Annotated in this window: 18 protein-coding genes and 1 pseudogene; 7 read left to right on the top strand and 12 right to left on the bottom strand. The window is 60.0% G+C overall.

Annotation, left to right across the window (positions count from 1 at the left end):
- Window positions 1-7: 7 nt before the first annotated feature.
- The 5 genes from ACIN8IBEIGE_RS07775 to ACIN8IBEIGE_RS07755 all read left to right on the top strand — a co-directional run bounded on the left by ACIN8IBEIGE_RS07775 (window position 8) and on the right by ACIN8IBEIGE_RS07755 (window position 3,874).
- Complete coding sequence (locus ACIN8IBEIGE_RS07775; protein ID WP_160014147.1) at window positions 8-1,003, top strand: CorA family divalent cation transporter; 996 nt, start codon at window positions 8-10, stop codon at window positions 1,001-1,003.
- A 54-nt stretch (window positions 1,004-1,057) separates the two neighbouring features.
- Window positions 1,058-1,303, top strand: coding sequence for a CrfX protein (locus ACIN8IBEIGE_RS07770; RefSeq protein ID WP_160014146.1), 246 nt, complete (start codon window positions 1,058-1,060; stop codon window positions 1,301-1,303).
- 2 nt (window positions 1,304-1,305) lie between these two features.
- On the top strand, window positions 1,306-2,121 hold the full coding sequence (locus ACIN8IBEIGE_RS07765) for a mechanosensitive ion channel domain-containing protein (RefSeq protein ID WP_160014145.1): 816 nt from the start codon (window positions 1,306-1,308) through the stop codon (window positions 2,119-2,121).
- Window positions 2,122-2,209: 88 nt separating this feature from the next.
- Window positions 2,210-2,809: an RNA polymerase sigma factor SigX gene (gene sigX / locus ACIN8IBEIGE_RS07760; RefSeq protein ID WP_090386790.1), complete on the top strand. Its 600-nt coding sequence runs from the start codon at window positions 2,210-2,212 to the stop codon at window positions 2,807-2,809.
- A 99-nt stretch (window positions 2,810-2,908) separates the two neighbouring features.
- The gene (locus ACIN8IBEIGE_RS07755) at window positions 2,909-3,874 is read left to right on the top strand and encodes an OmpA family protein (protein ID WP_160014144.1); all 966 of its coding nucleotides are present in this window, start codon (window positions 2,909-2,911) and stop codon (window positions 3,872-3,874) included.
- Window positions 3,875-4,065: 191 nt separating this feature from the next.
- On the opposite strand, the gene cobA is transcribed toward ACIN8IBEIGE_RS07755, so the two are convergent.
- From cobA to ACIN8IBEIGE_RS07730, 5 genes are all read right to left on the bottom strand, one after another.
- Window positions 4,066-4,803, bottom strand: a complete 738-nt coding sequence (gene cobA / locus ACIN8IBEIGE_RS07750) for a uroporphyrinogen-III C-methyltransferase (protein WP_160014143.1) — start codon at window positions 4,801-4,803, stop codon at window positions 4,066-4,068.
- A gap of 284 nt (window positions 4,804-5,087) precedes the next feature.
- On the bottom strand, window positions 5,088-6,755 hold the full coding sequence (locus tag ACIN8IBEIGE_RS07745) for a bifunctional protein-serine/threonine kinase/phosphatase (RefSeq protein WP_160014142.1): 1,668 nt from the start codon (window positions 6,753-6,755) through the stop codon (window positions 5,088-5,090).
- Window positions 6,756-6,994: 239 nt separating this feature from the next.
- Window positions 6,995-8,206 carry a NarK/NasA family nitrate transporter gene (locus ACIN8IBEIGE_RS07740; RefSeq protein WP_160014141.1) on the bottom strand — a complete coding sequence of 404 codons (1,212 nt, stop codon included), beginning with the start codon at window positions 8,204-8,206 and terminating at the stop codon, window positions 6,995-6,997.
- Window positions 8,207-9,066: 860 nt separating this feature from the next.
- Window positions 9,067-9,513 (bottom strand): thioesterase family protein, encoded by a 447-nt coding sequence (locus ACIN8IBEIGE_RS07735; RefSeq protein WP_160014140.1) that lies wholly within the window; start codon window positions 9,511-9,513, stop codon window positions 9,067-9,069.
- Between the two features lie 508 nt (window positions 9,514-10,021).
- On the bottom strand, window positions 10,022-10,711 hold the full coding sequence (locus ACIN8IBEIGE_RS07730) for a polysaccharide lyase family 7 protein (RefSeq protein WP_160014139.1): 690 nt from the start codon (window positions 10,709-10,711) through the stop codon (window positions 10,022-10,024).
- A gap of 428 nt (window positions 10,712-11,139) precedes the next feature.
- Between ACIN8IBEIGE_RS07730 and ACIN8IBEIGE_RS07725 the strand changes: the two are divergent.
- Window positions 11,140-11,805: pseudogene (locus tag ACIN8IBEIGE_RS07725) on the top strand (ATP-binding protein); the annotation flags it as partial.
- A gap of 57 nt (window positions 11,806-11,862) precedes the next feature.
- Here ACIN8IBEIGE_RS07725 and ACIN8IBEIGE_RS07720 read toward each other — a convergent pair.
- Both ACIN8IBEIGE_RS07720 and ACIN8IBEIGE_RS07715 read right to left on the bottom strand, forming a co-directional pair.
- Complete coding sequence (locus tag ACIN8IBEIGE_RS07720; RefSeq protein WP_090378132.1) at window positions 11,863-12,651, bottom strand: gamma-glutamyl-gamma-aminobutyrate hydrolase family protein; 789 nt, start codon at window positions 12,649-12,651, stop codon at window positions 11,863-11,865.
- A gap of 325 nt (window positions 12,652-12,976) precedes the next feature.
- Window positions 12,977-13,921, bottom strand: coding sequence for a LysR substrate-binding domain-containing protein (locus ACIN8IBEIGE_RS07715; protein WP_160014138.1), 945 nt, complete (start codon window positions 13,919-13,921; stop codon window positions 12,977-12,979).
- Between the two features lie 138 nt (window positions 13,922-14,059).
- On the opposite strand from ACIN8IBEIGE_RS07715, the gene ACIN8IBEIGE_RS07710 reads away from it, so the two are divergent.
- Window positions 14,060-15,457 (top strand): NorM family multidrug efflux MATE transporter, encoded by a 1,398-nt coding sequence (locus tag ACIN8IBEIGE_RS07710; RefSeq protein WP_160014137.1) that lies wholly within the window; start codon window positions 14,060-14,062, stop codon window positions 15,455-15,457.
- On the opposite strand, the gene ACIN8IBEIGE_RS07705 is transcribed toward ACIN8IBEIGE_RS07710, so the two are convergent.
- From ACIN8IBEIGE_RS07705 to ACIN8IBEIGE_RS07685, 5 genes are all read right to left on the bottom strand, one after another.
- Window positions 15,438-16,358, bottom strand: coding sequence for an SdiA-regulated domain-containing protein (locus ACIN8IBEIGE_RS07705; protein WP_160014136.1), 921 nt, complete (start codon window positions 16,356-16,358; stop codon window positions 15,438-15,440). The genes ACIN8IBEIGE_RS07710 and ACIN8IBEIGE_RS07705 overlap by 20 nt on opposite strands.
- An 88-nt stretch (window positions 16,359-16,446) precedes the next feature.
- Window positions 16,447-16,794 (bottom strand): NirD/YgiW/YdeI family stress tolerance protein, encoded by a 348-nt coding sequence (locus ACIN8IBEIGE_RS07700; RefSeq protein WP_090378143.1) that lies wholly within the window; start codon window positions 16,792-16,794, stop codon window positions 16,447-16,449.
- An 83-nt stretch (window positions 16,795-16,877) separates the two neighbouring features.
- On the bottom strand, window positions 16,878-17,798 hold the full coding sequence (locus tag ACIN8IBEIGE_RS07695) for an SdiA-regulated domain-containing protein (RefSeq protein ID WP_160014135.1): 921 nt from the start codon (window positions 17,796-17,798) through the stop codon (window positions 16,878-16,880).
- Between the two features lie 150 nt (window positions 17,799-17,948).
- A complete protein-coding gene (locus tag ACIN8IBEIGE_RS07690) occupies window positions 17,949-18,614 on the bottom strand; it encodes a fumarylacetoacetate hydrolase family protein (RefSeq protein ID WP_160014134.1) in 666 nt (221 codons plus the stop codon).
- A 160-nt stretch (window positions 18,615-18,774) separates the two neighbouring features.
- On the bottom strand, window positions 18,775-20,169 hold the full coding sequence (locus ACIN8IBEIGE_RS07685) for an FAD-binding oxidoreductase (RefSeq protein ID WP_160014133.1): 1,395 nt from the start codon (window positions 20,167-20,169) through the stop codon (window positions 18,775-18,777).
- Between the last annotated feature and the right edge of the window lie 86 nt (window positions 20,170-20,255).

Below are 20,255 nucleotides of genomic sequence, written 5' to 3'. Positions count from 1 at the left end.
AACTGTCATGCACCAAGGTGACAACGCGCAATGGGGGCTGGTGCACGCCTTTGTCCTCAATGGTCGGGGCGGCGCCCGCAGCATTGCCCGACAGGAACTGCGCGGCCTGGTGCTGGGTGAGCAGGAAAGTCTCTGGTTGCATTGGGATCGCGGTCATCCGCAGACGCACACCTGGCTGCGCACAGAGAGTGGCCTGAGCGGCTTTGCCTGCGATCTGCTGCTGGAAGAGAACACCCGTCCGCGTTTGCTAGCGCTGCCTGAGCAGCAACTGCTGCTGTTTCTGCGTGGTCTGAATCTCAACCCTGGGGCAGAACCCGAGGACATGGTCTCGGTGCGCATCTTTGCCGATACCCAGCGTGCTATCTCCCTGCGGCTGCGGCCGTTGCACGCAACCGAGGCCTTGATCGAGGATTTGCTGGCGGGCAGGGGGCCGAAAACCTCGGCGGAGCTGATTCTGCGTCTGGCGCATTACCTGACTGACAAGATCGAGTTGCTGGTCGGCGAGTTGTCCGAGCAGGTCGATGATCAGGAAGAGCGTGCCGATGCGTTGGAGGGGCAGGCAACTGACCATGCCGCGCTGCTGCAAATCCGCCGTCGTGCGGCCAGCTTGCGGCGTTTTCTGTCGCCACAGCGGGATATCTATGGGCAGCTCACTGCCAGCGCCCAGGCCTGGCTGGTCGGCACCGATAGCAGTTACTGGAATGAACTGAATAACCGCCTGACGCGTTACCTCGAAGAGTTGGAGTTGAGCCGTGAACGGGTCAACTTGTTGCTTGAGGCGGAAAATCGGCGCATGGATGAGCGGATGAACCACACCATGTACCGCTTCGGCATCATCACCGGGATTTTCCTGCCGATGAGTTTTCTCACCGGTTTGCTCGGTATCAATGTCGGCGGTATTCCTGGCTCGGAAAGCCCGCATGGCTTTCTGCTGGCCTGTTCGCTGATGGCTCTAGTGGCGCTGGTGCAGTGGCTGCTATTTCGTCGCTTGCGCTGGATCTGATGTGACTTGCCCTGCACTCGTCTCGTCTAGCCGACACATCCTGTGAGGTGCGCCATGCACGATCCCTTTGAAGAATCACTGCGCGATTTGCTTAAGTCGCCCACCTCGACTCACGACGACGACGCCTGTCTGCATCGTGTGCTGAAAACCGCCAATCGCCAGGTCGGCGCAGGCGATCTGTTTGCCCTGATGGGGCACTGGGCCGGCGCCCTGATGCTCGCGCTGAACAACGGCTCGGCGCATGTGGCGCCGGTCTCGCGCCGTAAAACCACCGACTCAACTGTTAATAAGGCTGACTGAGCATGGAATTTACTCAAGTTCTGGTTGACGCGATGGCCAGCGTTTGGACCCCGATTGCCGCCTTTATCCCGCGCCTGTTTGGCGCCATGGTGGTGGTACTGCTGGGTTTTGTGGTGGCCAAGTTCCTCGACACGCTGCTGTCCAAGTTGCTCGGCAAGATCGGCCTTGATCGCCTGATGGCCGGTACCGGTCTGACCAAACTGCTGAGCCGCGCCGGCATTCAGGTGCCGGTATCGACCCTGATCGGCAAGATCGTCTACTGGTTCGTGCTGTTGATCTTCCTGGTCACTGCTGCTGAGTCTCTGGGGCTGGAGCGGGTTTCCGCGACGCTTGATGTGCTGGCTTTGTACCTGCCGAAAGTCTTCGGCGCGGCCCTGGTGCTGCTCGCGGGCGTGCTGCTGGCACAACTGGTCAGCGGGCTGGTGCGCGGCGCTGCAGAAGGTGTAGGGCTGGACTATGCAAGTGGGCTGGGTCGCGTGGCTCAGGGGCTGGTGATCATCATCAGTATCTCGGTGGCGATCGGCCAGCTGGAAGTGAAAACCGATCTGCTCAACAACGTGATCGCCATTGTGCTGATCTCGGTCGGTCTGGCGGTCGCTCTGGCGTTGGGCCTGGGCAGCCGGGACATTGCCAGCCAGATCCTGGCCGGCATTTATGTGCGCGAGCTGTACGAGGTCGGGCAACAAGTGCAGGTTGGTGCGGTCGAAGGGCAGATCGAGGAAATCGGCACGGTCAAGACCACGCTGCTGACGGAAGCCGGCGAGCTGGTTTCAGTGGCCAACCGTACTTTGCTCGAACAGCAGGTAAGCAGCCGCTAAGGCCAATCCCTGTTATTGTATGCGGCCAATCCGCAGCCTGATTTACAGGCTGCGCTGGCTTATGTCCTGACTGTCGGCCCGACTCGTTTTGAATAAAGCCCACTCTGCGTCTCTGCGTTACGACCCCCGCGAACTCTCGGATGAAGAGTTGGTGGCGCGTGCCCATGACGAGTTATTCCATATAACCCGCGCCTATGAAGAGTTGATGCGTCGTTACCAGCGCACATTATTCAACGTGTGTGCGCGTTATTTAGGTAACGATCGTGATGCTGACGATGTTTGTCAGGAGGTCATGCTCAAGGTCTTATATGGCCTGAAGAACTTTGAGGGCAAATCAAAGTTCAAAACCTGGCTGTACAGCATTACTTACAACGAATGTATTACTCAATATCGCAAAGAGCGGCGTAAACGCCGTCTTATTGACGCCTTAAGTTTGGATCCGCTTGAAGAAGCGTCCGAAGAAAAGGCGCCAAAGCCTGAAGATAAAGGTGGTCTTGACCGTTGGCTGGTGCATGTCAATCCGATTGATCGGGAAATTCTGGTGCTACGTTTTGTCGCAGAGCTGGAGTTCCAGGAGATCGCCGACATTATGCATATGGGCTTGAGTGCTACGAAAATGCGCTATAAGCGCGCACTTGATCGTTTGCGCGAGAAATTTTCGGACAGTACTGAAACTTATCTTGAATAAAGCCATCTTAGCTAGCGGTTAATTCTGTTAGAATTGCCGGCTGAGTTGTCTTGTGTTTGTCAGACAACTTACTGACCACCAAGATAGGGAACATTAGTAATGAAATTGAAAAACACTTTAGGCGTTGTCATTGGCTCGTTGTTGGCCACATCCTCCCTCAGCGTTCTGGCTCAGGGTCAAGGCGCTGTCGAAGTGGAGGGTTTTGCTAAGAAGGAAATGTTCGACAGCGCCCGTGACTTTAAAAACAACGGCAACCTGTTCGGCGGTAGCATCGGCTACTACCTGACTGACGACGTTGAACTGCGTCTGGCCTACGACGAAGTGCACAACGCTCGTGGCGAAGACGGTCGCAACATCAAGGGCTCGAATACTGCTCTGGATGCTCTGTACCACTTCAACAATGCAGGCGACGCACTGCGTCCTTACGTTTCCGCAGGTTTCTCTGATCAGAGCATCGGTCAGTCCGGTCGCAATGGTCGTAACGGCTCCACCTTCGCCAACATCGGTGGTGGTGCCAAGTACTACTTCACTGACAATTTCTACGCCCGTGCTGGCGTTGAAGCTCAGTACAACATCGACCAGGGCGACACCGAGTGGGCTCCAAGCGTCGGTATCGGCATGAACTTCGGTGGCGGCAGCAAGCCGGCTCCGGTCGCCGTTGCCGCTGTTGAACCGACTCCTGAGCCAGTTGCTGCTGAAGAGCCGATGGAACTGGTGCGCGTTGAGCTGGACGTAAAGTTCGACTTCGACAAAGCCAGCGTTAAAGAAGAAAGCTATGGCGACATCAAGAACCTGGCTGACTTCATGAAGCAGTACCCACAGACCACTACCGTGGTTGAAGGTCACACTGACTCCAAAGGCAGTGACGCCTACAACCAGAAGCTGTCCGAGCGTCGCGCAAGCGCTGTTCGTGACGTGCTGGTTAACCAGTACGGTGTAGACGCTGCTCGCGTTAACGCTGCTGGCTACGGCGAATCTCGTCCGGTTGCTGACAACGCTACCGACGCTGGCCGCGCTGTTAACCGTCGCGTAGAAGCTGAAGTAGAAGCTCAGATCAAGCAGTAATTGATCTGGCTGTATAGAAAACCCGGCTTCGGCCGGGTTTTTTTATTGCCTGCCATCCATGGCGGCCACCCTTCGGGTCGTTGCTGTGCGACGTTAAAAATGATTGCCGATCATTTTTTGCCTGTAAAAAGTCCGGTTATAAAAAAGCCCGCTTGTGGCGGGCAAGGGAAACTTCGCGGAGCGCGAAGCGGTTAGGCGCTGATAGCAGCGAGCTGCATGTTCGGTTGAGCGGCGACCTCGCCAATCACCAGAATGGCCGGGCTCTTCAATTGGAAGTCGTGGGCGGCTTGTTGCATGGCCGCCAGGCTGCTGCGGCACTCGCGCTGGTGTGGCAGCGAGGCGTTCTCGATCAAGGCCACGGGCATGTCGGCGCGCATGCCGCCTGCCAGCAGGCTCTCGCGGATTTCTGCCAGTTTCGCCACACCCATATACACCACCAGCGTTGTGCCGCCCTGAGCCAGAGCGGGCCAGTTGAGGCTGCTGTCGTCCTGGGTATGCGCGGTAACCAGGGTGACTCCGCGTGCTACGCCACGAAGAGTCAGAGGTATGCCGCAATGGGTCGCTCCGGCCAGGCCTGCGGTAATACCGTTGACCATTTCCACTTCGATGCCGTGCTCGCTCAGCCAGTCGGCTTCTTCGCTGCCACGGCCGAAGATGCATGGATCGCCGCCTTTCAGGCGCACCACGCATTTACCTTGGCGGGCATAACGCAGCATCAGGCGATGGATAAACGCCTGTGGAGTGGAGCGACAACCGCCGCGCTTGCCTACCGGCACGATCTGCGCGTTGGGGCAGTGCTCCAGTACTGCAGGATTGACCAGGTCATCGATCATTACGATCTCGGCCTGGTTCAGAGCCTTGACCGCCTTGAGGGTCAGCAGCTCCGGGTCGCCGGGGCCTGCGCCTACCAGCCAGACTTTTGCGCTCATATTGATCTCCTCAGGCCTCGTGCGTCTCGGATGGCCGGCAACAAAAAAGGCGTCCCGCTAGTCACCTAGCGAGGACGCCTTTGTCCAAGTCCCGTTTTATCGGGAAGTGCAACCTTCTTCGTTGAGGCCGCGCTTTATTAAATTGTGCGATTACCAATGCAGAGCCTGTGCCAACTTGCGTAGTGTGTATTCTCAAGGCTTATCAGCAAGTTACAGCTGATTTGCGAAGTTTTTACGCACCACTTAAGGGCGTTATGCGCACTGTTGGTGCGCAGGCGGTGCTTTTAACGCAGCAGCCCGATCAGCAGGAGAAGATTCAGCAGCAGGGAAAACAACGCGACGCTGCGCCAGACCAGCAGTGGTTCGCGCTCCAGTAACGGACGTGGCCGGTTATTCAGGGATTTACGTTCTGCCTGCTCCAGGTTGAGCAGCCATTCTTCGGCGGTTTCATAGCGCTGTTTTGGTTCGGCGCTGAGGGCACGGTTGAGGCTGTCGTCGACCCAGTTGGGTAAATCTGGCCGGTAGCGGCTGGCTGGGATCGGTTGGCCGAAGCGCGGGTGCTGAAAGGCTTCAATCTCGCCGTAGGGATAATGCCCGGTAAGCAGGAAATACAGGGTAACGCCTGCACTGTAGAGATCCTGTTGCGGGCAGGGCGCTGCACCGGTAAAGGCTTCCGGAGCGATATAGCTGGGGGTGCCGGGCAGCTCGCAGGCGCCATCGCGGGTCAGGCCGGGGCAGTAGGCCAGGCCGAAATCCAGCACGCGCAGTTCGCCGTCATCGCCCCACAGCAGGTTTTCTGGCTTGATATCACGGTGCAGGATATTGCGCCGATGCAGCATACCCAGAGCCTTGATCAGCCTAGGGGCAATGTCCAGCCATTCCGGTAGCCCGAGTGGGCCGCTCAGGCGCAGGTGTTCGGCCAGGGTTTGCCCGGCGTACTCGCGCTGCACGTAATACAGATGCTGGCGTTGCGGCAGTGGATGCACTTCGGCAAAGAAGCGCCCGGCTACGCGACGCAGAAACCATTCTTCAAGCAGCAGCGCGGGGCCGGCTTGCGACTCATCGCTGCGGTTGGGCGGCAGCGTTTTCAGCAGCCAACGTCGTGCTTGGCTATCGCGCACCCGGTAGACCAGCGATTGACGCGATTCGGCCAGCAGTCGTTCGACCTGCCAGCCTTCGAAGTTTTGCCCTTCACGCAGTTTGGCCGGTAGCGGCCAGTGCTGCAGTTGCGCCAGGGTGTCGGCCAGATCGCTTTGCGGCAATGCCTCAACGCGCAGCAACAGAGCACTGGCATTGTCCTGACTGCCAGCCAGGTGCGCGGCATTGACCAGTGCACGGCTGGCGGCAGGCAAATCCTGCTCATCATGGAGGATGCGCTGGATGCCCGCGTCGCCCAGGGTGGCCCAGATACCGTCGCTGACCAGTACGAAACACTCACCTTCGCGCAGCTCGCCATCCAGGTAATCCATCACCAGATGCTGATCCAGCCCCATGGCGCGCTTGAGCACATGCTGCATGCCGGGTTGTTCCCACACATGGTCTTCGCTGAGGCGTTCGAGCGTACCGTCCAGCCAGCGATAGGCGCGGCAGTCGCCGACATGCGCCAGGGTAAAGCGTCGGCCGCGCAGGATCAGCGCGCTCAGGGTGGTCAGCAACGGCTGACCGCCGCCATTGGCTTGCAGCCAGCGGTTGTGCGCGACCAGTACGCGGTCCAGCGACTGGGTCACCGCCCAGGTTTCCGGGGTGGAGTAGTAATCCAGTGCCAGGGCCTGCAGGGTGGCACGGGCGGCCAGACCGCCGTCGGCGCATTGGCTAACGCCATCGGCGATGGCGAACAGGTAGCCCTTGCTGGCTGCCAGTGCCGGAGCCGGGGTGACCACGCGAATGGCGTCCTGATTTTCGCTGCGTGGGCCGGTGGCGCTAGCTTCGCCAAAGGTCAGTTGCAAGGCCATGCAGAGGTTCCTGGGTCGTTGGCTGAGGAAGCTCTGAGGCAAAGGCGAGGCTGGTGAGGCAGCTAAGGAGAGCCGCTGCCGACTTCTCCCGCCTTTCCTGACCAGTGCAATAAGCGCTGCCAGTCAGCCCGCCTTTGCCTCAGTGCTCCAAGGGGTTAGCGTAGGGTGGATCGCGGTTTACCGATCCACCGTTGCTTTGTGGTGGATGAATAAAGCGTCATCCACCCTGCATTCGGCAGTTACACCCGAGCTGCGGTGACTGCGGCGCTGCCCCAGGTGGCACGCCAGCGCAGCTTGACCCCGTAGAGGCCGAACCAGGCGAGTACGCCGAGGCTGGCGAACAGCCACAAGCCGAGCTGGTAATCACCGGTCTGCTGCTTGATGGTGCCCAGGCCTGCGGCGAGGAGGAAGCCGCCGATGCCGCCGGCCATGCCGATCAGTCCGGTCATCACGCCGATTTCCTTGCGAAAGCGCTGTGGCACCAGCTGGAACACTGCGCCGTTACCCGCGCCGAGACCAAGCATGGCGGTGACGAACAGGGTCAGCGCGGCGGCCGAGCTTTCCAGATTGAAGCCGACAGCGGCAATGCTCACGGAGGCTAGGGTGTACATCATCAGCAGCGAGCGGATGCCACCGATACGGTCGGCCAGTGCGCCGCCCAATGGACGCATCAGGCTGCCGGCGCAAACGCAGGCGGCGGTGTAGTAGCCGGCAGTCACCGGGCTCAGGCCGTACTGGTCGTTAAAGTAACCGGGCAGGGCGCTGGCCAGGCCGATAAAGCCGCCGAAGGTCACGCTGTAGAAAAACATAAACCACCAGCTGTCACGGTCACCCAGGGCTTTCAGGTAGTCAGCCAGGGCTTTGGGCTTGGGCCGCTCAGGGGCATTCTTGGCGAGCAGGGCGAAGATCAACAGGGTTGCCAGCAGTGGGATCAGTGCCCAGCCGAAGACATTCTGCCAGCCGAACAGCGCCGCCAGACCGGGAGCAAACAGTGCGGCCAGTACAGTGCCGGAGTTGCCTGCACCGGCAATGCCCATGGCCTTGCCCTGATGCTGCGGCGGATACCACTGCGAGGCCAGCGGCAGAGCGACGGCAAATGCGGCACCGGCAAAACCGAGGAACAGGCCCAATAACAAGGCATGTTCATAGCTGCTGATGCCAATCTGCCAGGCGCAGAACAACGCCACGATGACGATGATCTGGCCAATCAGGCCGGCGCTCTTGGGCGATAGGCGATCAGCCAGAAACCCCATCAGCAAGCGCAGCACGGCGCCGGCGAGGATCGGCGTGGCAACCATCAGGCCGCGCTGTTGCGCGGTCAGGTCCAGATCGGTGGCGATCTGCACAGCCAGTGGGCCGAGCACGTACCAGACCATAAAGCTCAGGTCGAAATACAGAAACGCGGCGAACAAGGTTGGGGCGTGGCCGGATTTCCAGAAACTTGTATTCATCGAAAACCTCATTCAGCAAAAAAGGGTCCCGGTGGGTGCGGTACGCCATGGTCGTGGACATGGCGGCCGCAACCCATCGGGGAGGTGGTGTACTTGTGGTACGCCACCCTGAGGAACAGGCTCTGTTGACGCTTCGACGCGATTGTGGCGCAACATCAACAGACCCTCCGCCGCAGCTGGGTTGAGAGAGTTATCAGCGCAAGCCCTGGATCGCAGGGCAGGTGCCAGCCCCAAACGCTGGGGCGTAAAACGCAAAACGCCGCATAAGCCGAGCGCCAGGGGCGAGGTTTATGCGACGTCTTTGTCGTTTGTTGAGCAGCCGCCATTGGCTACCTGTAACAGGGCTATAGCAAGAGCTGCGCCAACCGGGCAATCCATGGATTCACGGGGCTTTCAGCTGTTGGATAGCTGCAGCTGTGCTGCAAAAGGAGGCGCTGGCGGACGATTTGCCCTTGAATGGGGCGCAGAATCTGTTCCCGGTTCTGGCAAACCAGGTTGGGGAAGGGCAGGCCGCAATGGGCCTTGGTTCGAGCGCGTCAGCTGGTAAGCGTTAGCGCGCTGCAGCGTGACTCACTTGGTCTGGCGTCGGCGGCGATACTTGCCGCCTGGGTCGGTAAGGGAAGGGTCAGGAGGGCCAGAGCGAGTAGGTTGCTCAAGAGCCCAGCGTGGCGGACATGGCTGCGCGTGGTCGGCATAGCAATTCCCCTGCTTTTGTTGTTATGCCTAAGGCGTAGCAGAGGATGCGCCAGCTGTCACGGCAGTAGCCGAATAATTGCGCAATTAAGCTGCGATCTGCTCGTGTTGTCGCGATCAGGCATGATCAAGCGAGCAACCATCCGCTTTATGCCGGTAAACCCAGATTACTTGTCCAGCCAGTTGACCTTGCTGAATTTGCTGCTGAAAGTCGCCGGCATCTGCACCACTTTGCCCAGTTTGTAGTTGAAGAACACAAACCCGGACTTGGCCATGGCCACCAGCGCGTTGTCTGCAGGGCGGGTGATGCGGAAGGTAATGTCGCCGCCATAGGTGTTGAAGTCCATCACGCCGACTTCAAACAGCAACTGATCGCGGGCGTGGGCCTCAGCACGGTAGGTAGTGGCCAGGTCCGTGACGATGATGCCGGTGCCGTCTTCCTGGGTTTCTTCGATGCCGAACTCGAACAGAAAGCGTGCCCGCGCCTCGGAAATCATCGAGATCATCGAGTCGTTGCCCAGATGGTTGGCGGCGTTGATATCGGTCACCCGTACAGTCAGGTGGGTGCTGTAGCAGAACTGGTCTTCGGGAAACTCAAGGGTCAGGCGGGCCATGGGCAAAATCGCTGTCGAGAAAGATCGACAGTTTACCCACGAGGGGTAGACGCCATCCATGGCTGTATACGCCCGCGCCAGTTAATGCGCGAGAAAGCGGCGAATGCCCTGTAGTGTGCTGTCCACTTCCATGCGCTGCGGGCGCTCAAGGTCCAGGCGTTGCTCGAGGAAGCCGCGCATGGTCAGGGGCTGATAAACGGCATGCGCTGGGCGGTTTCCAGCAGTGGGCTGTAGTCGTAGAAATGGCTGAGCGCATAGCTGGTTCGTTCACCCGCGGCCAGCAGGATAAACAGCGGTAGCACCTACAGTAGGCGCGGCACTGGCACGCTGCGTGCCTTGCGCACCAAGCCTGCGGCCAGCAGATAGAGCGCGCCTTGGCCGGCCACTGTGGCGAGGGCAATCAAGGCAAAACCAGCGCTCGCTGGATTCCGATGAGCCCAATTAGAGATGCACGAAGCCTTGCAGCTTAAGGCGGCTGGTTTAAGCGAGGCTTAACCCAGAGACGTTTTTAACGGTGCAGGCTGTTAAGCCAGTAGAAGGTCACCCGCGCACCTTCGGTGCTAGGGCCGTAGTTATCCTGAACGTAAGCGCCGGCTTTGAAGTAGAGCAGTTGCGTGCTCCAGTATCCGCTCAGTTGCTGGTAGAAGGAGCCATTATCACCATGGCTGCTGGTGACTTTGACGCCGAGTTTGCCGCTTGGGGTGATGCGCAGCTCGTAGCTGAAGCGTTGGTTCAGTTGGATGTTTTCTGCCAGCAGGATGTTCTGTACGCCGCTGTCACCCGGACGCTTGCGCAGTAGCAGTTCGAGGCGGCCGACGCCGCGCAGATAGTGGTACTGCAATTTCAGTAGGGGATCGTTGTTGCTGCCGGGTTCGTCCTTGCTGTGGATCTGAGCGATCACGATCTTGTTCCTGCTCGGCACCTGATTGACCGTCAACACCGCGCTCAGGTAGCTGTCGGCGCTGGCGTGATACCAGTTGCTCAGGCTGCCATCGGCCTGGGTTTCACGCAGTTCGCTGCGTGGGTAGCTGGCGTCGCTGGTGCGCGAGCCGTTGACTGGTACCCAGAAGGTCACACTGTTATCGGCGTTGCGGCGGAAATACTGGCTGCTGTAACCATTGTTCAGGCGGGCTGTACTGATGGTGCTCGGCACGGGTGCGCTGGGCACGGAGAGATTCCAGGTAGTGAGGTCGAGCACTGGTGGGCCTTAGTGAAGAGGGGGGACTCCTGTTCGTCGAATATCACTGGATGAAGTTCAATCAGCCTGATCGGCGGCTAATCGTCTTTGTTGTGGCTCAATGATTCTGGACACCCCGATAGGGCGTTAAGCTTCGCCCAGCCATGAGGTGTTTGTGTGACCAGAAGATCATTCAGTACAGATTTCAAACTCGAAGCAGCCGGTTTGGTGTTGGTCCAAAACCAGGCCTGCTGCTTCGAGTTTGAAATCTGTACTGAATGATCTTCTGGTCACGTAAACACCTCATTGCTGGGCGAAGCTTAACGCCCTATCGGGGTGTCCAGAATCATTGAGCCACAACACCTATTTCGCGAATGGGAGCTTCAGATTTGAGGTTCATTTGCGTCTTCCGCTAGAAACTTCCCCAATCCTTGCATTTAACGTTAGAAATTACAGGAGGCAGCCGCCCGCAACCGGGGGAAATCACCTTGGCTCATCACGGCGTTTTATTCCTCGATGAACTACCCGAGTTTGACCGCAAGGTTTTGGAGGTGCTGCGTGAGCCCCTGGAAAGCGGGCAGATCGTGATTGCCCGCGCCCGCGACAAGGTGCGCTTTCCCGCGCGGTTTCAATTGGTTGCAGCAATGAACCCCTGCCCCTGCGGGCACCTGGGCGATCCATCCGGGCGCTGCCGCTGTTCCAGCGAGCAGATCCAGCGCTACCGCGGAAAACTCTCCGGCCCCTTGCTCGACCGCATCGACCTGCACCTCAGCGTGCCACGGGAAACCACGCGGCTGGATGCCAACGCCGAACCCGGCCCAAGCAGCGCCGAACTGGCCGCCCAGGTCGTGCAGGCCCGCCAGCGGCAACAGGCACGCCAGGGCTGCGCCAATGCCCACCTCGATCTCAATGGCGTGCAGCAGCATTGCAGCCTGCAGGGCGAAGACCGTCAATGGCTGGAAAACGCCTGCGAGCGCCTGGGCCTGAGCCTACGCGCTGCCCACCGGGTGTTGAAGGTTGCGCGTACCCTGGCCGACCTGGACAGTGCCGCGCATATCCACCGCAGCCACCTGGGTGAAGCCTTGCAATACCGCCCCAGCATCAGCGGCGCCTGAATCGCAGCCATAAAAAAGCCCCGTATGCGGGGCTTCTTTTATAGGGAGCTAGAACCCTTACTGCTCGCGGCGAGCGGCCTGCTCACGACAGGCGTCACCAAATGCCTTGAAGATTTTCACCGAATGCGGGTTCTGCGCCGCCTGCCACTCCGGGTGCCATTGCACCGCCAGGGTAAACTGCTCGGCGCCCGGCAGGTGAATCGCCTCAACCAGACCATCCTCGGCATGGGCCAGCGCCTCGACGCCCTCACCCAGTTGATCCAACGCCTGGCCGTGCAGCGAATTGACCGCAAACGGCGCATCACCCATCAACTCGGCAAACCAACTGCCGGGCAACGCCTGTACGGTATGACTGTCGGCGTACTGCACATCGACCGGATCGTCTGAATCCTCGCGGTGGTCATCAATGCCGTCGACCTCGTAAGCCTTCTGGTGAATATCGCCGCCCAGGGCCACGTTGATTTCCTGCATGCCACGGCAGATCGCAAACAGCGGCAGACCACGGGCCAATGCGCCGCGAATCAGTGGAATATCGAACAGATCGCGATCCTTATCCTGGCCCTTAGTCGGAGTCAGGTTTTCCTGGCCGTAGAGGGCCGGATCGATATTGCTGCCCGCGCCGGTCAGGTACACGCCATCGACCATCGACAGGTACTGTTCGATGTCATCGGCGCCGCAGCAGCTGGGCGCCAGCAGCGGCACACAGCCCGACAGCTCGACCAGCGGGGTTATGTATTTGTGAGTCATGACTTGATAGGCATGCCCTTTGCGCTCTTGCGCGCCCATGGACATCAGGACAACCGGTTTACGCGCGCCTGGGCGCTGTTTCGTATTGTTGTTGGACATACATCACCTTGGGGCAGCCGGGATTGGCTGCCGTTGTTGTGCAGAAGAGCTGACGGCTGTCGCGCACCTTCTGTTTTACGGCTGATTGCGCCTGTCTAAATGCCCGCCGCAGCGGCATCAGATGCGCGAGAAACGCGCATCTGGCAGTCACAACACTGAAGCCAGTCTGCCAAAGCCGTAAAATATGTCAAACAAATACGTTCAGATTGTTAAGAAATCAGACCATAAGCAGCAGGTAAATCCGCCCAACAAGCGAAGCAAGCCACTGTTTTAAAAGCATTAACCTGAGAGAGCCGGCAAACGATAGTCCAATATTTTTTACGCTTTATGCGCTGTCGTGCCAACGCACCCGATTGCCCACCCGCTCAACCGCAGGCAACTGCATCGCCGCCACATCCGCCACCAAATAATCGCGCAAGCGGCGAAAGCGCTCCTGGCCTCGGCGCGCCTTTGGCCATACCAGGTAGTAGCTGCAACCGCTGGGCACCGCGCTGGGCCATGGCAGACCGAGCCGACCCTGGGCGACATCCTCGGCGACCATCACCAGATCACCGATCGACACGCCATAGCCACGCGCCGCCGCCACCATGCCCAGTTCCAAGGTGTCGAATACCTGACCGCCCTTGAGCGGCACCTGATCGGCCAGGCCCATCGCTTGCAGCCATTGCCGCCAGTCACGGCGGTCTGGCGTCGGGTGCAGCAGTTCGGCGGCCTGCAGGCGTGGCAGATCCCAGGGCTGTTCGCTCAAGGATTCAGGCGCACAGACCGGAATCAACCATTCGGCAAACAGCTCGGTGCTCTCCCATTCCTCCGGGAAGTCGCCCTGACTAAGCAGCACGGCGCAGTCGAACGGCTCATGCAGAAAGTCCACCTTGTCCACGTCCATCCAGGCGCTGGTCAGTTGCACCTCACTGGCGCTGCTCAGGCGATAGCGCGACAGGCGCGCCAGCAGCCAACGCATGGTCAGAGTCGACGGGGCCTTCAGACGCAATACCGTGTCGTCGACACGCAGGGTGTTGCAGGCGCGCTCCAACGCCTCAAAACCATCGCGCAGCCCCGGCAGCAGCATGCGCGCGGTTTCGCTGAGTTGCAGGCTGCGGCCGCGGCGTTCGAACAGGCGGCAGGCGAAGTGCTCTTCCAGCGTGCGCACATGCCGGCTGACCGCACTCTGGGTGATCGCCAACTCTTCGGCGGCGCGGGTAAAGGAGCTGTGCCGCGCCGCAGCTTCAAAGGCGCGCAGGGCATAGAGCGGCGGCAAGCGCTGGCTCATGCTGGCAATCCATGAGTAATAGTCATGCCTATCATCGCTATTATCCTTTTGTGCTGCCACGGCTGGCTCATGAGAATAGGCGCATTCTCTGCCTGCGCGAATCACCCGGGCAAGCCTTCTGACTGAGTAGAACTCATCATGCTGCATCCGCTTCGTGACGAACTGCGCGCCATCCTGAAACTCGCCGGGCCGTTGATTGCTGCGCAACTGGCACATGTGCTGATGGTGTTTACCGACACCGTGATGATGGGCCTGCTTGGCCCTGCGACTCTGGCGGCCGGCGGTCTGGGCGCGGCCAGCTATTCCTTTGTGTCGATCTTCTGCGTTGGGGTGATTGCCTCGGTCGGCAATCTGGTGGCGATCCGTCACGGCGCGCAAGACGCCGCCGGAGTGACCCGGCTGACGCAGAACGGCCTGTGGCTCGGCTGGGGTCTGGCGCTGCTGGCCGGCCTGGCGCTGTGGAACCTCGGCCCGGCGCTGCTGTATTTCGGCCAGCAGCAGGAGAATGTCAGAGGCGGCATGCAGTTTCTTTCAACCCTGGTGTTTGCCCTGCCCGGCTATATGAGCTTTATGGCCCTGCGCGGCTTTACCAGCGCCATCGGCCGCCCTGGCCCGGTGATGGCCATCAGCATTGGCGGCGCGCTAGCCAACTTCATCCTCAACTATGCGCTGATCAAGGGCTGGTTCGGCCTGCCGCCACTGGGTCTGGCCGGCATCGGCCTGGTCACCGCCCTGGTGATGAATGTCATGGCACTGCTGCTGGCCTGGCATGTGCTGCACCACAGCGCCTACAGCCCTTATCCACTGTGGCGCGGCCTGTTGCGGCCAGTCTGGGCCGAGCTGAGAGAGCTGCTGCGCCTGGGCCTGCCGATTGGCGGCACCTATGCGGTGGAATCCGGGTTGTTTGCCTTTGCCGCGCTGTGCATGGGCGCACTGGGCAGCACCCAGCTGGCCGCGCACCAGATCGCGATCATGTCGGTGTACGTGGCCTTTATGGTGCCGGTGGGGATTTCCTACGCGGTGACCTTCCGTATCGGTCAGCACTTCGGCGCCGGCCGCCTGCTGCAGGCACGTCAAGCCGGTCGCCTGGGCCTGGGATTGGGCGCGCTGTGCATGCTTGGTTTCGCCTGCCTGTTCTGGCTGGCGCCGCACTGGGTGGTCGGGCTGTTCCTCAATCACAGTGACAGCGCCTATGCCGAGGTCGTGGGCATGGCCGTGGCGCTGCTGGCGATTGCCGCCTGGTTCGAGTTCTTCGATGGCATCCAGACCATCGCCATGGGCGCAATTCGCGGCCTCAAGGACGCCAAGACCACCTTCTGGGTCGGCCTCGGCTGCTACTGGGCCGTTGGCGCGCCGCTGGCCTGGACGCTGGCCTTTCCGCTGGGCTGGGGCGCAGAAGGCGTATGGTGGGGGCTGGCCGGCGGCCTGGCCTGCGCCGCTATCGGCCTGACCTTGGGTTTTGAGTGGAAAACCGCGCGCCTGCTGCAACCGACGGTCGCAGCCTTCACGCCACAACCTAAGCGCCTGGCTTCTTGAAGCGATAGAACAGGTTGGGCTCGCTGACCAGATAAAGCACGCCCTGGTTATCCATGGCGATGCCCTCGCCCTGGGGCACGCTGCGAGTCAGGCCATTGCGCCCACCGAGCAGTGACAGGCTGCTGATCGGCTTACCCTCGACATTCAGCTCCAGCACCAGGCGCGACTCATCGGACAACGCCAGCAGATGACCGCTGCGCTCATCAAACTGCAGGCTGGAGAGATCGCGCACAAACAACCCGGCATCGCGCTTCTGATCATCCACCACGTGCACCGCGAAAGGGCGCTGCGGATCACTCTGAGGGAAGCCGTGAATCTCGTAGATACGCATCGGGTCGCGTTCCTTGGCGACAAACAGGCGCTGCCCGGCCGAGTCATAGGCCAGACCCTCGAAGCCCTTGTTGCCATTCAGGCCGATGCCTAGCGAAAACTGCTGCGCCTGATCGGCATGCAGTTCCGTGGTGGCATCATCCACCCGCACCTTGATCAAGCGCTGCAAACGCTCGTCGGTGATCACGTACAAGCCAGGGCTGATGTACTCGACCGCTTCGGCGTCGCCAAAACCATGCAAGTCAATCCGGCGCAGCAGTTCGCCATCCAGCGACAGCTCGATCAACTGCGGCTTGTGGTTGGTCACAGTAAACAGGCTGTTACGATCCGGGTCGTAAGTCAGCGCCGAGACGTCATCATTCAGGCCTTCGATTACTTTGGCCTCAAGGTCCGCCTGATAATCCGACAACAGCATTGAGCCCTGCTGCCCGTTACCCGCCAGCTGCCATTGCTGCACATTGAACCAGGCCCGTTCAAACAGGCGGTACTCCTGAGCAAACAGACCAAGCAGCAGCAACGCCAGCACAACAAGGCTCAGCAACAGGCGCTTCAGGGTGAAATGATCTCGCATGGCGCTTCACTCTCAATAGTTACGGTTGGCACAACGGCGTCAGCCCGAAGCAGAGCCTCGGGCTGACGCGGGCGCATGATGAGGCGACTTAATTGACCAGTTCGAGGTACTCGACATCGATTTCGCGGCTGGTCAGGTCACGGTCGACTTCGCCACTGATCTTGACCACGGCCTTCTCGGAGATGGCCTGAGCGGGCCAATGCTCATCGTCGATCTCGACATTGATGGTGCCGCTGGCGTCCTTGAACTCATACAACTCATCCTGCAGGCGCTTGACGATCTGCCCTTGCAGTACCACTTGAGTGTCATCGGCGGCATCCAGCGCGGCAGCCACAGTGGTGACCTGAGCCGTGGCACCTGGGCCGGTGTAACCGGTGGCCATGGCAGCAGTGGAAAACAGTGGCGCCAGCAACAGAGCAATAGTCAGACGTTTCATGGGGTAACCCTCTAATCAGTTGGTGATGGCTCCAGAGTAGAGGGCGTAGCTGAAGCCAGGCTTAATCGGCGCTTAAGCCAAGCTTAATCCGCCGCCACCGTTTCCTTGTGCAACACATAGAACAGGTTGGGCTCACTGACGATGTAGATATTGCCGGCCGAATCCATGGTCACCCCCTCAGCCTGAGCGATGCCCTGATGCAGGCCATTCATGCCACGCGCCAGACTGATAAAGCTGACCGGCTCGCCCTGCTCGTCAACCTCCAGCAGCAGCCGCGACTCATCGGAGAGCACCAAAGCATGGCCGGTGCGGGCGTCGTAACTCAGCGAGGAAATATCACGCAGAAACAGATGCCCGGAACTCAGCGGCTCAAGGGTTCCGGCCGCGCCATCCTCTCCGGGAAACGGCAGGCTGAACAGCCCCAGCGGGCCGCGCTCCTTGCCCAGCAGCACACGCTTATTGCGCGAGTCCCAGGCAATGCCTTCGAAACCTTTGTTGCCGGCATCGATAAAGCCAAGATCGAAGGAAGCCAGATCAGCAAACTCCAGGCTGCGGGTCAGCGTGCCCAGTTTGAAGGTGGTCAGGGTGCGCTTGCGCTCATCGATAATCGCCAGGCGACCATCAGCGAGCATTTCCACCCCTTCCGGGTTAGAAAAGCCATGCAGATCGATGCGCCGCATCACCTGGCCATCCAGGGTCAGCTCGATCAGCTGCGGGTGTTTACCGGTTACGGTGAACAGCGTGTCGCTCTCGGGGCTGTAGGTCAGCCCGGACACCTCGTCACCTTCCAGCCCCTGTAGCGGTTTGCCCTGCAGCACGGCCTTATAGCCCGGCAACCAGATGCTTGCTTGCTGCTCGGCAGACCCCACCTGTTGCTGTTGGAACCAGAAGGACACACGGTCATCCCAGTGGCGATAGCTCGCCACCAGAACAACGATCAACGACAGGCACAGCAGCACAATCAACCAGCGCAGGCGCACCAGCCGGGCAATCCAGATCGACATCGCACACAACTCAGCAGAACGATGGCTTTCAGACTAGAGAGCAACCCTTAAGTTTCTGTTAAGCCGCCGGGCCAGCAGGCAACTCCAGGTGCCCATTAGCCATGCCTGACGGCTCAAATCGTGGTTCACAGGTAGTGTTTCAACGGCCGGTTAGAGCGCGCGACTGGCGAAGCAGCTGTGACCGATCAACTCCAGCACCAGCTCATCGCCCTTGTGCAGCGGGCCGACGCCCACTGGCGTGCCGGTGAGGATCACATCGCCCGGCTGCAGGCTGAAGTGCCCGCAGATATGCTGGATCATCGGCAGGATCGGGTTAAGCATGTCGCGGCTGTTGCCGTCCTGGCGCACTTCGCCGTTGATCGCCAGGCGGATGCCGATATCGGTGAGGTCTTCGACGGCATCACCGGGCACGAACGGCGCCAGCACGCAGGCACCGTCGAAGGATTTGGCGGTTTCCCAGGGGTAACCCTTGGCCTTGAGCGTGGCCTGCAGGTCGCGCAGAGTCAGGTCCAGCGCCGGGGCGAAGCCGGAAATGGCATCACGTACTTCTTCAGCGTTCGGCGTGCGCGACAGCGGCTTGCCGATCAGCACGGCGATTTCCGCCTCGTAATGCACATCCCCCTTACCTTCAACCAGGGTAAAACCGTCATCCAGCGGCACCACACAGCTGCCGGCCTTGATAAACAGCAGCGGTTCAGTCGGCACCGGGTTGTTCAGTTCCTTGGCATGCTCGGCGTAGTTGCGGCCGATGCACACCACCTTGCCCATGGGAAAGTGGATATGGGTGCCATCGACATACTGATGCTGGTAGCTCATAAGCAACTCCTGATGGGAATGCATAACGCCGCTCGTTGTGCGAGCAGGCAGCGTAGAGCGGTAACCCCGCCCTACGATCTGAATCGTTGATCGCCCATGGTGGACGAACCTTCACGGGCTGTCGTTGCGACCAAAGGTGCAGGCAACAGCCGCCACGCCATCAGAGCGGGAAGATCTTGCCTGGGTTCATGATGCCGTTCGGGTCAAACACTGCCTTGATCGCCTTCATATAACCAATCTCGGCTTCCGAGCGGCTGTAGGTCAGGTAATCGCGCTTGGTCATGCCCACGCCGTGCTCGGCGCTGATCGAGCCGTTGTACTTCTGCACGGTCTCGAACACCCACTTGTTGACCGTGGCGCACTTGGCGAAGAACTCGTCCTTGGACAGGTTTTCCGGCTTCAAGATATTCAGGTGCAGGTTGCCGTCACCGATATGGCCGAACCAGACGATTTCGAAGTCCGGGTAGTGTTCGCCGACAATACGGTCAATGTCGTGCAGGAAGGCCGGCACCTTGGAGACGGTGACCGAAATGTCGTTCTTGTACGGCGTCCAGTGACTGATGGTCTCGGAGATGTACTCGCGCAGCTTCCACAGGTTCTGCAGCTGCTGCTCGCTCTGGCTCATCACGCCGTCCAGCACCCAGCCCTGCTCGACGCAATGCTCGAAGGTGGCCAGGGCCGCTTCGGCGACTTCCTCGGTGGTGGCTTCGAATTCCAGCAGGGCGTAGAACGGGCAATCGGTTTCAAAGGCCGGCGGCACATCGCCACGGGCCATGATCTTGGCCAGGGCCTTGTCGGAGAAGAACTCGAAGGCGGTCAAGTCCAGCTTGTTCTGGAAGGCATGCAGCACCGGCATGATCGAGTCGAAGTCCGGGGTGCCGAGCACCATCGCGGTGAGGTTCTTCGGCGCGCGGTCCAGGCGCATGGTGGCCTCGACGACAAAACCCAGGGTGCCTTCGGCGCCGATAAACAACTGGCGCATGTCGTAGCCGGTGGCGTTCTTGATCAGGTCCTTGTTCAGTTCCAGCAGCTCGCCGGTACCCGTGACAACCTTGAGGCCGGCGACCCAGTTGCGGGTCATGCCGTAGCGAATAACTTTGATCCCACCGGCATTAGTGCCGATATTGCCGCCGATCTGGCTGGAACCGGCCGATGCAAAGTCCACTGGGTAATACAGGCCCTTGTCCTCGGCGAACATCTGCAACTGCTTGGTCACCACGCCCGGCTGACACACGGCGGTGCGGTCGAATTCGTTGAAGTCGAGAATCTGGTTCATGTAGTCGAACGCCACGACCACTTCACCATTGGCGGCCACGGCACCAGCGGACAGCCCGGTACGGCCACCGGACGGCACCAGCGCGACCTTGTGCTGATTGGCCCAACGGACGATGGCCTGCACCTGCTCAATGCTCTTGGGGAAGGCAATCGCCAGCGGCGCTGGGGCGAAGTGCTTGGTCCAGTCCTTGCCGTAGGTATTGAGGGAGTCGGCATCGGTGAGCACCTTGCCGGGCTCAACCAGGGTCTTCAGCTCTTCGATCAGCGCAGGGTTGGTCATCTACGGAACTCTCAAACGATTCATGGTCACCCTGAGCACGCTTCATCTGCCAGGGTAGGTGTTTCGCGGGGCTCGTATGCTAGCAT

It is taken from the genome of Pseudomonas sp. 8BK (assembly GCF_902506475.1).
GTDB classification, from domain to species: Bacteria; Pseudomonadota; Gammaproteobacteria; order Pseudomonadales; family Pseudomonadaceae; genus Aquipseudomonas; species Aquipseudomonas anguilliseptica.
The sequence above is the reverse complement of the archived record's forward strand: the minus strand, read 5'-3'. Positions and strand labels throughout refer to the sequence as shown.

Excerpts from the sequence above, each read along its gene's own strand:
- ACIN8IBEIGE_RS07765 (WP_160014145.1), top strand. The coding sequence starts at position 1,306 with ATGGAATTTACTCAAGTTCTGGTTGACGCGATGGCCAGCGTTTGGACC.
- ACIN8IBEIGE_RS07775 (WP_160014147.1), top strand. The coding sequence starts at position 8 with ATGCACCAAGGTGACAACGCGCAATGGGGGCTGGTGCACGCCTTTGTC.
- ACIN8IBEIGE_RS07685 (WP_160014133.1), bottom strand. The coding sequence starts at position 20,169 with ATGACCAACCCTGCGCTGATCGAAGAGCTGAAGACCCTGGTTGAGCCC.
- ACIN8IBEIGE_RS07755 (WP_160014144.1), top strand. The coding sequence starts at position 2,909 with ATGAAATTGAAAAACACTTTAGGCGTTGTCATTGGCTCGTTGTTGGCC.
- ACIN8IBEIGE_RS07715 (WP_160014138.1), bottom strand. The coding sequence starts at position 13,921 with ATGAGCCAGCGCTTGCCGCCGCTCTATGCCCTGCGCGCCTTTGAAGCT.
- ACIN8IBEIGE_RS07740 (WP_160014141.1), bottom strand. The coding sequence starts at position 8,206 with ATGAATACAAGTTTCTGGAAATCCGGCCACGCCCCAACCTTGTTCGCC.
- ACIN8IBEIGE_RS07710 (WP_160014137.1), top strand. The coding sequence starts at position 14,060 with ATGCTGCATCCGCTTCGTGACGAACTGCGCGCCATCCTGAAACTCGCC.
- ACIN8IBEIGE_RS07700 (WP_090378143.1), bottom strand. The coding sequence starts at position 16,794 with ATGAAACGTCTGACTATTGCTCTGTTGCTGGCGCCACTGTTTTCCACT.
- ACIN8IBEIGE_RS07745 (WP_160014142.1), bottom strand. The coding sequence starts at position 6,755 with ATGGCCTTGCAACTGACCTTTGGCGAAGCTAGCGCCACCGGCCCACGC.
- cobA (WP_160014143.1), bottom strand. The coding sequence starts at position 4,803 with ATGAGCGCAAAAGTCTGGCTGGTAGGCGCAGGCCCCGGCGACCCGGAG.
- ACIN8IBEIGE_RS07695 (WP_160014135.1), bottom strand. The coding sequence starts at position 17,798 with ATGTCGATCTGGATTGCCCGGCTGGTGCGCCTGCGCTGGTTGATTGTG.
- ACIN8IBEIGE_RS07720 (WP_090378132.1), bottom strand. The coding sequence starts at position 12,651 with ATGTCCAACAACAATACGAAACAGCGCCCAGGCGCGCGTAAACCGGTT.
- ACIN8IBEIGE_RS07705 (WP_160014136.1), bottom strand. The coding sequence starts at position 16,358 with ATGCGAGATCATTTCACCCTGAAGCGCCTGTTGCTGAGCCTTGTTGTG.
- ACIN8IBEIGE_RS07770 (WP_160014146.1), top strand. The coding sequence starts at position 1,058 with ATGCACGATCCCTTTGAAGAATCACTGCGCGATTTGCTTAAGTCGCCC.
- ACIN8IBEIGE_RS07735 (WP_160014140.1), bottom strand. The coding sequence starts at position 9,513 with ATGGCCCGCCTGACCCTTGAGTTTCCCGAAGACCAGTTCTGCTACAGC.
- ACIN8IBEIGE_RS07690 (WP_160014134.1), bottom strand. The coding sequence starts at position 18,614 with ATGAGCTACCAGCATCAGTATGTCGATGGCACCCATATCCACTTTCCC.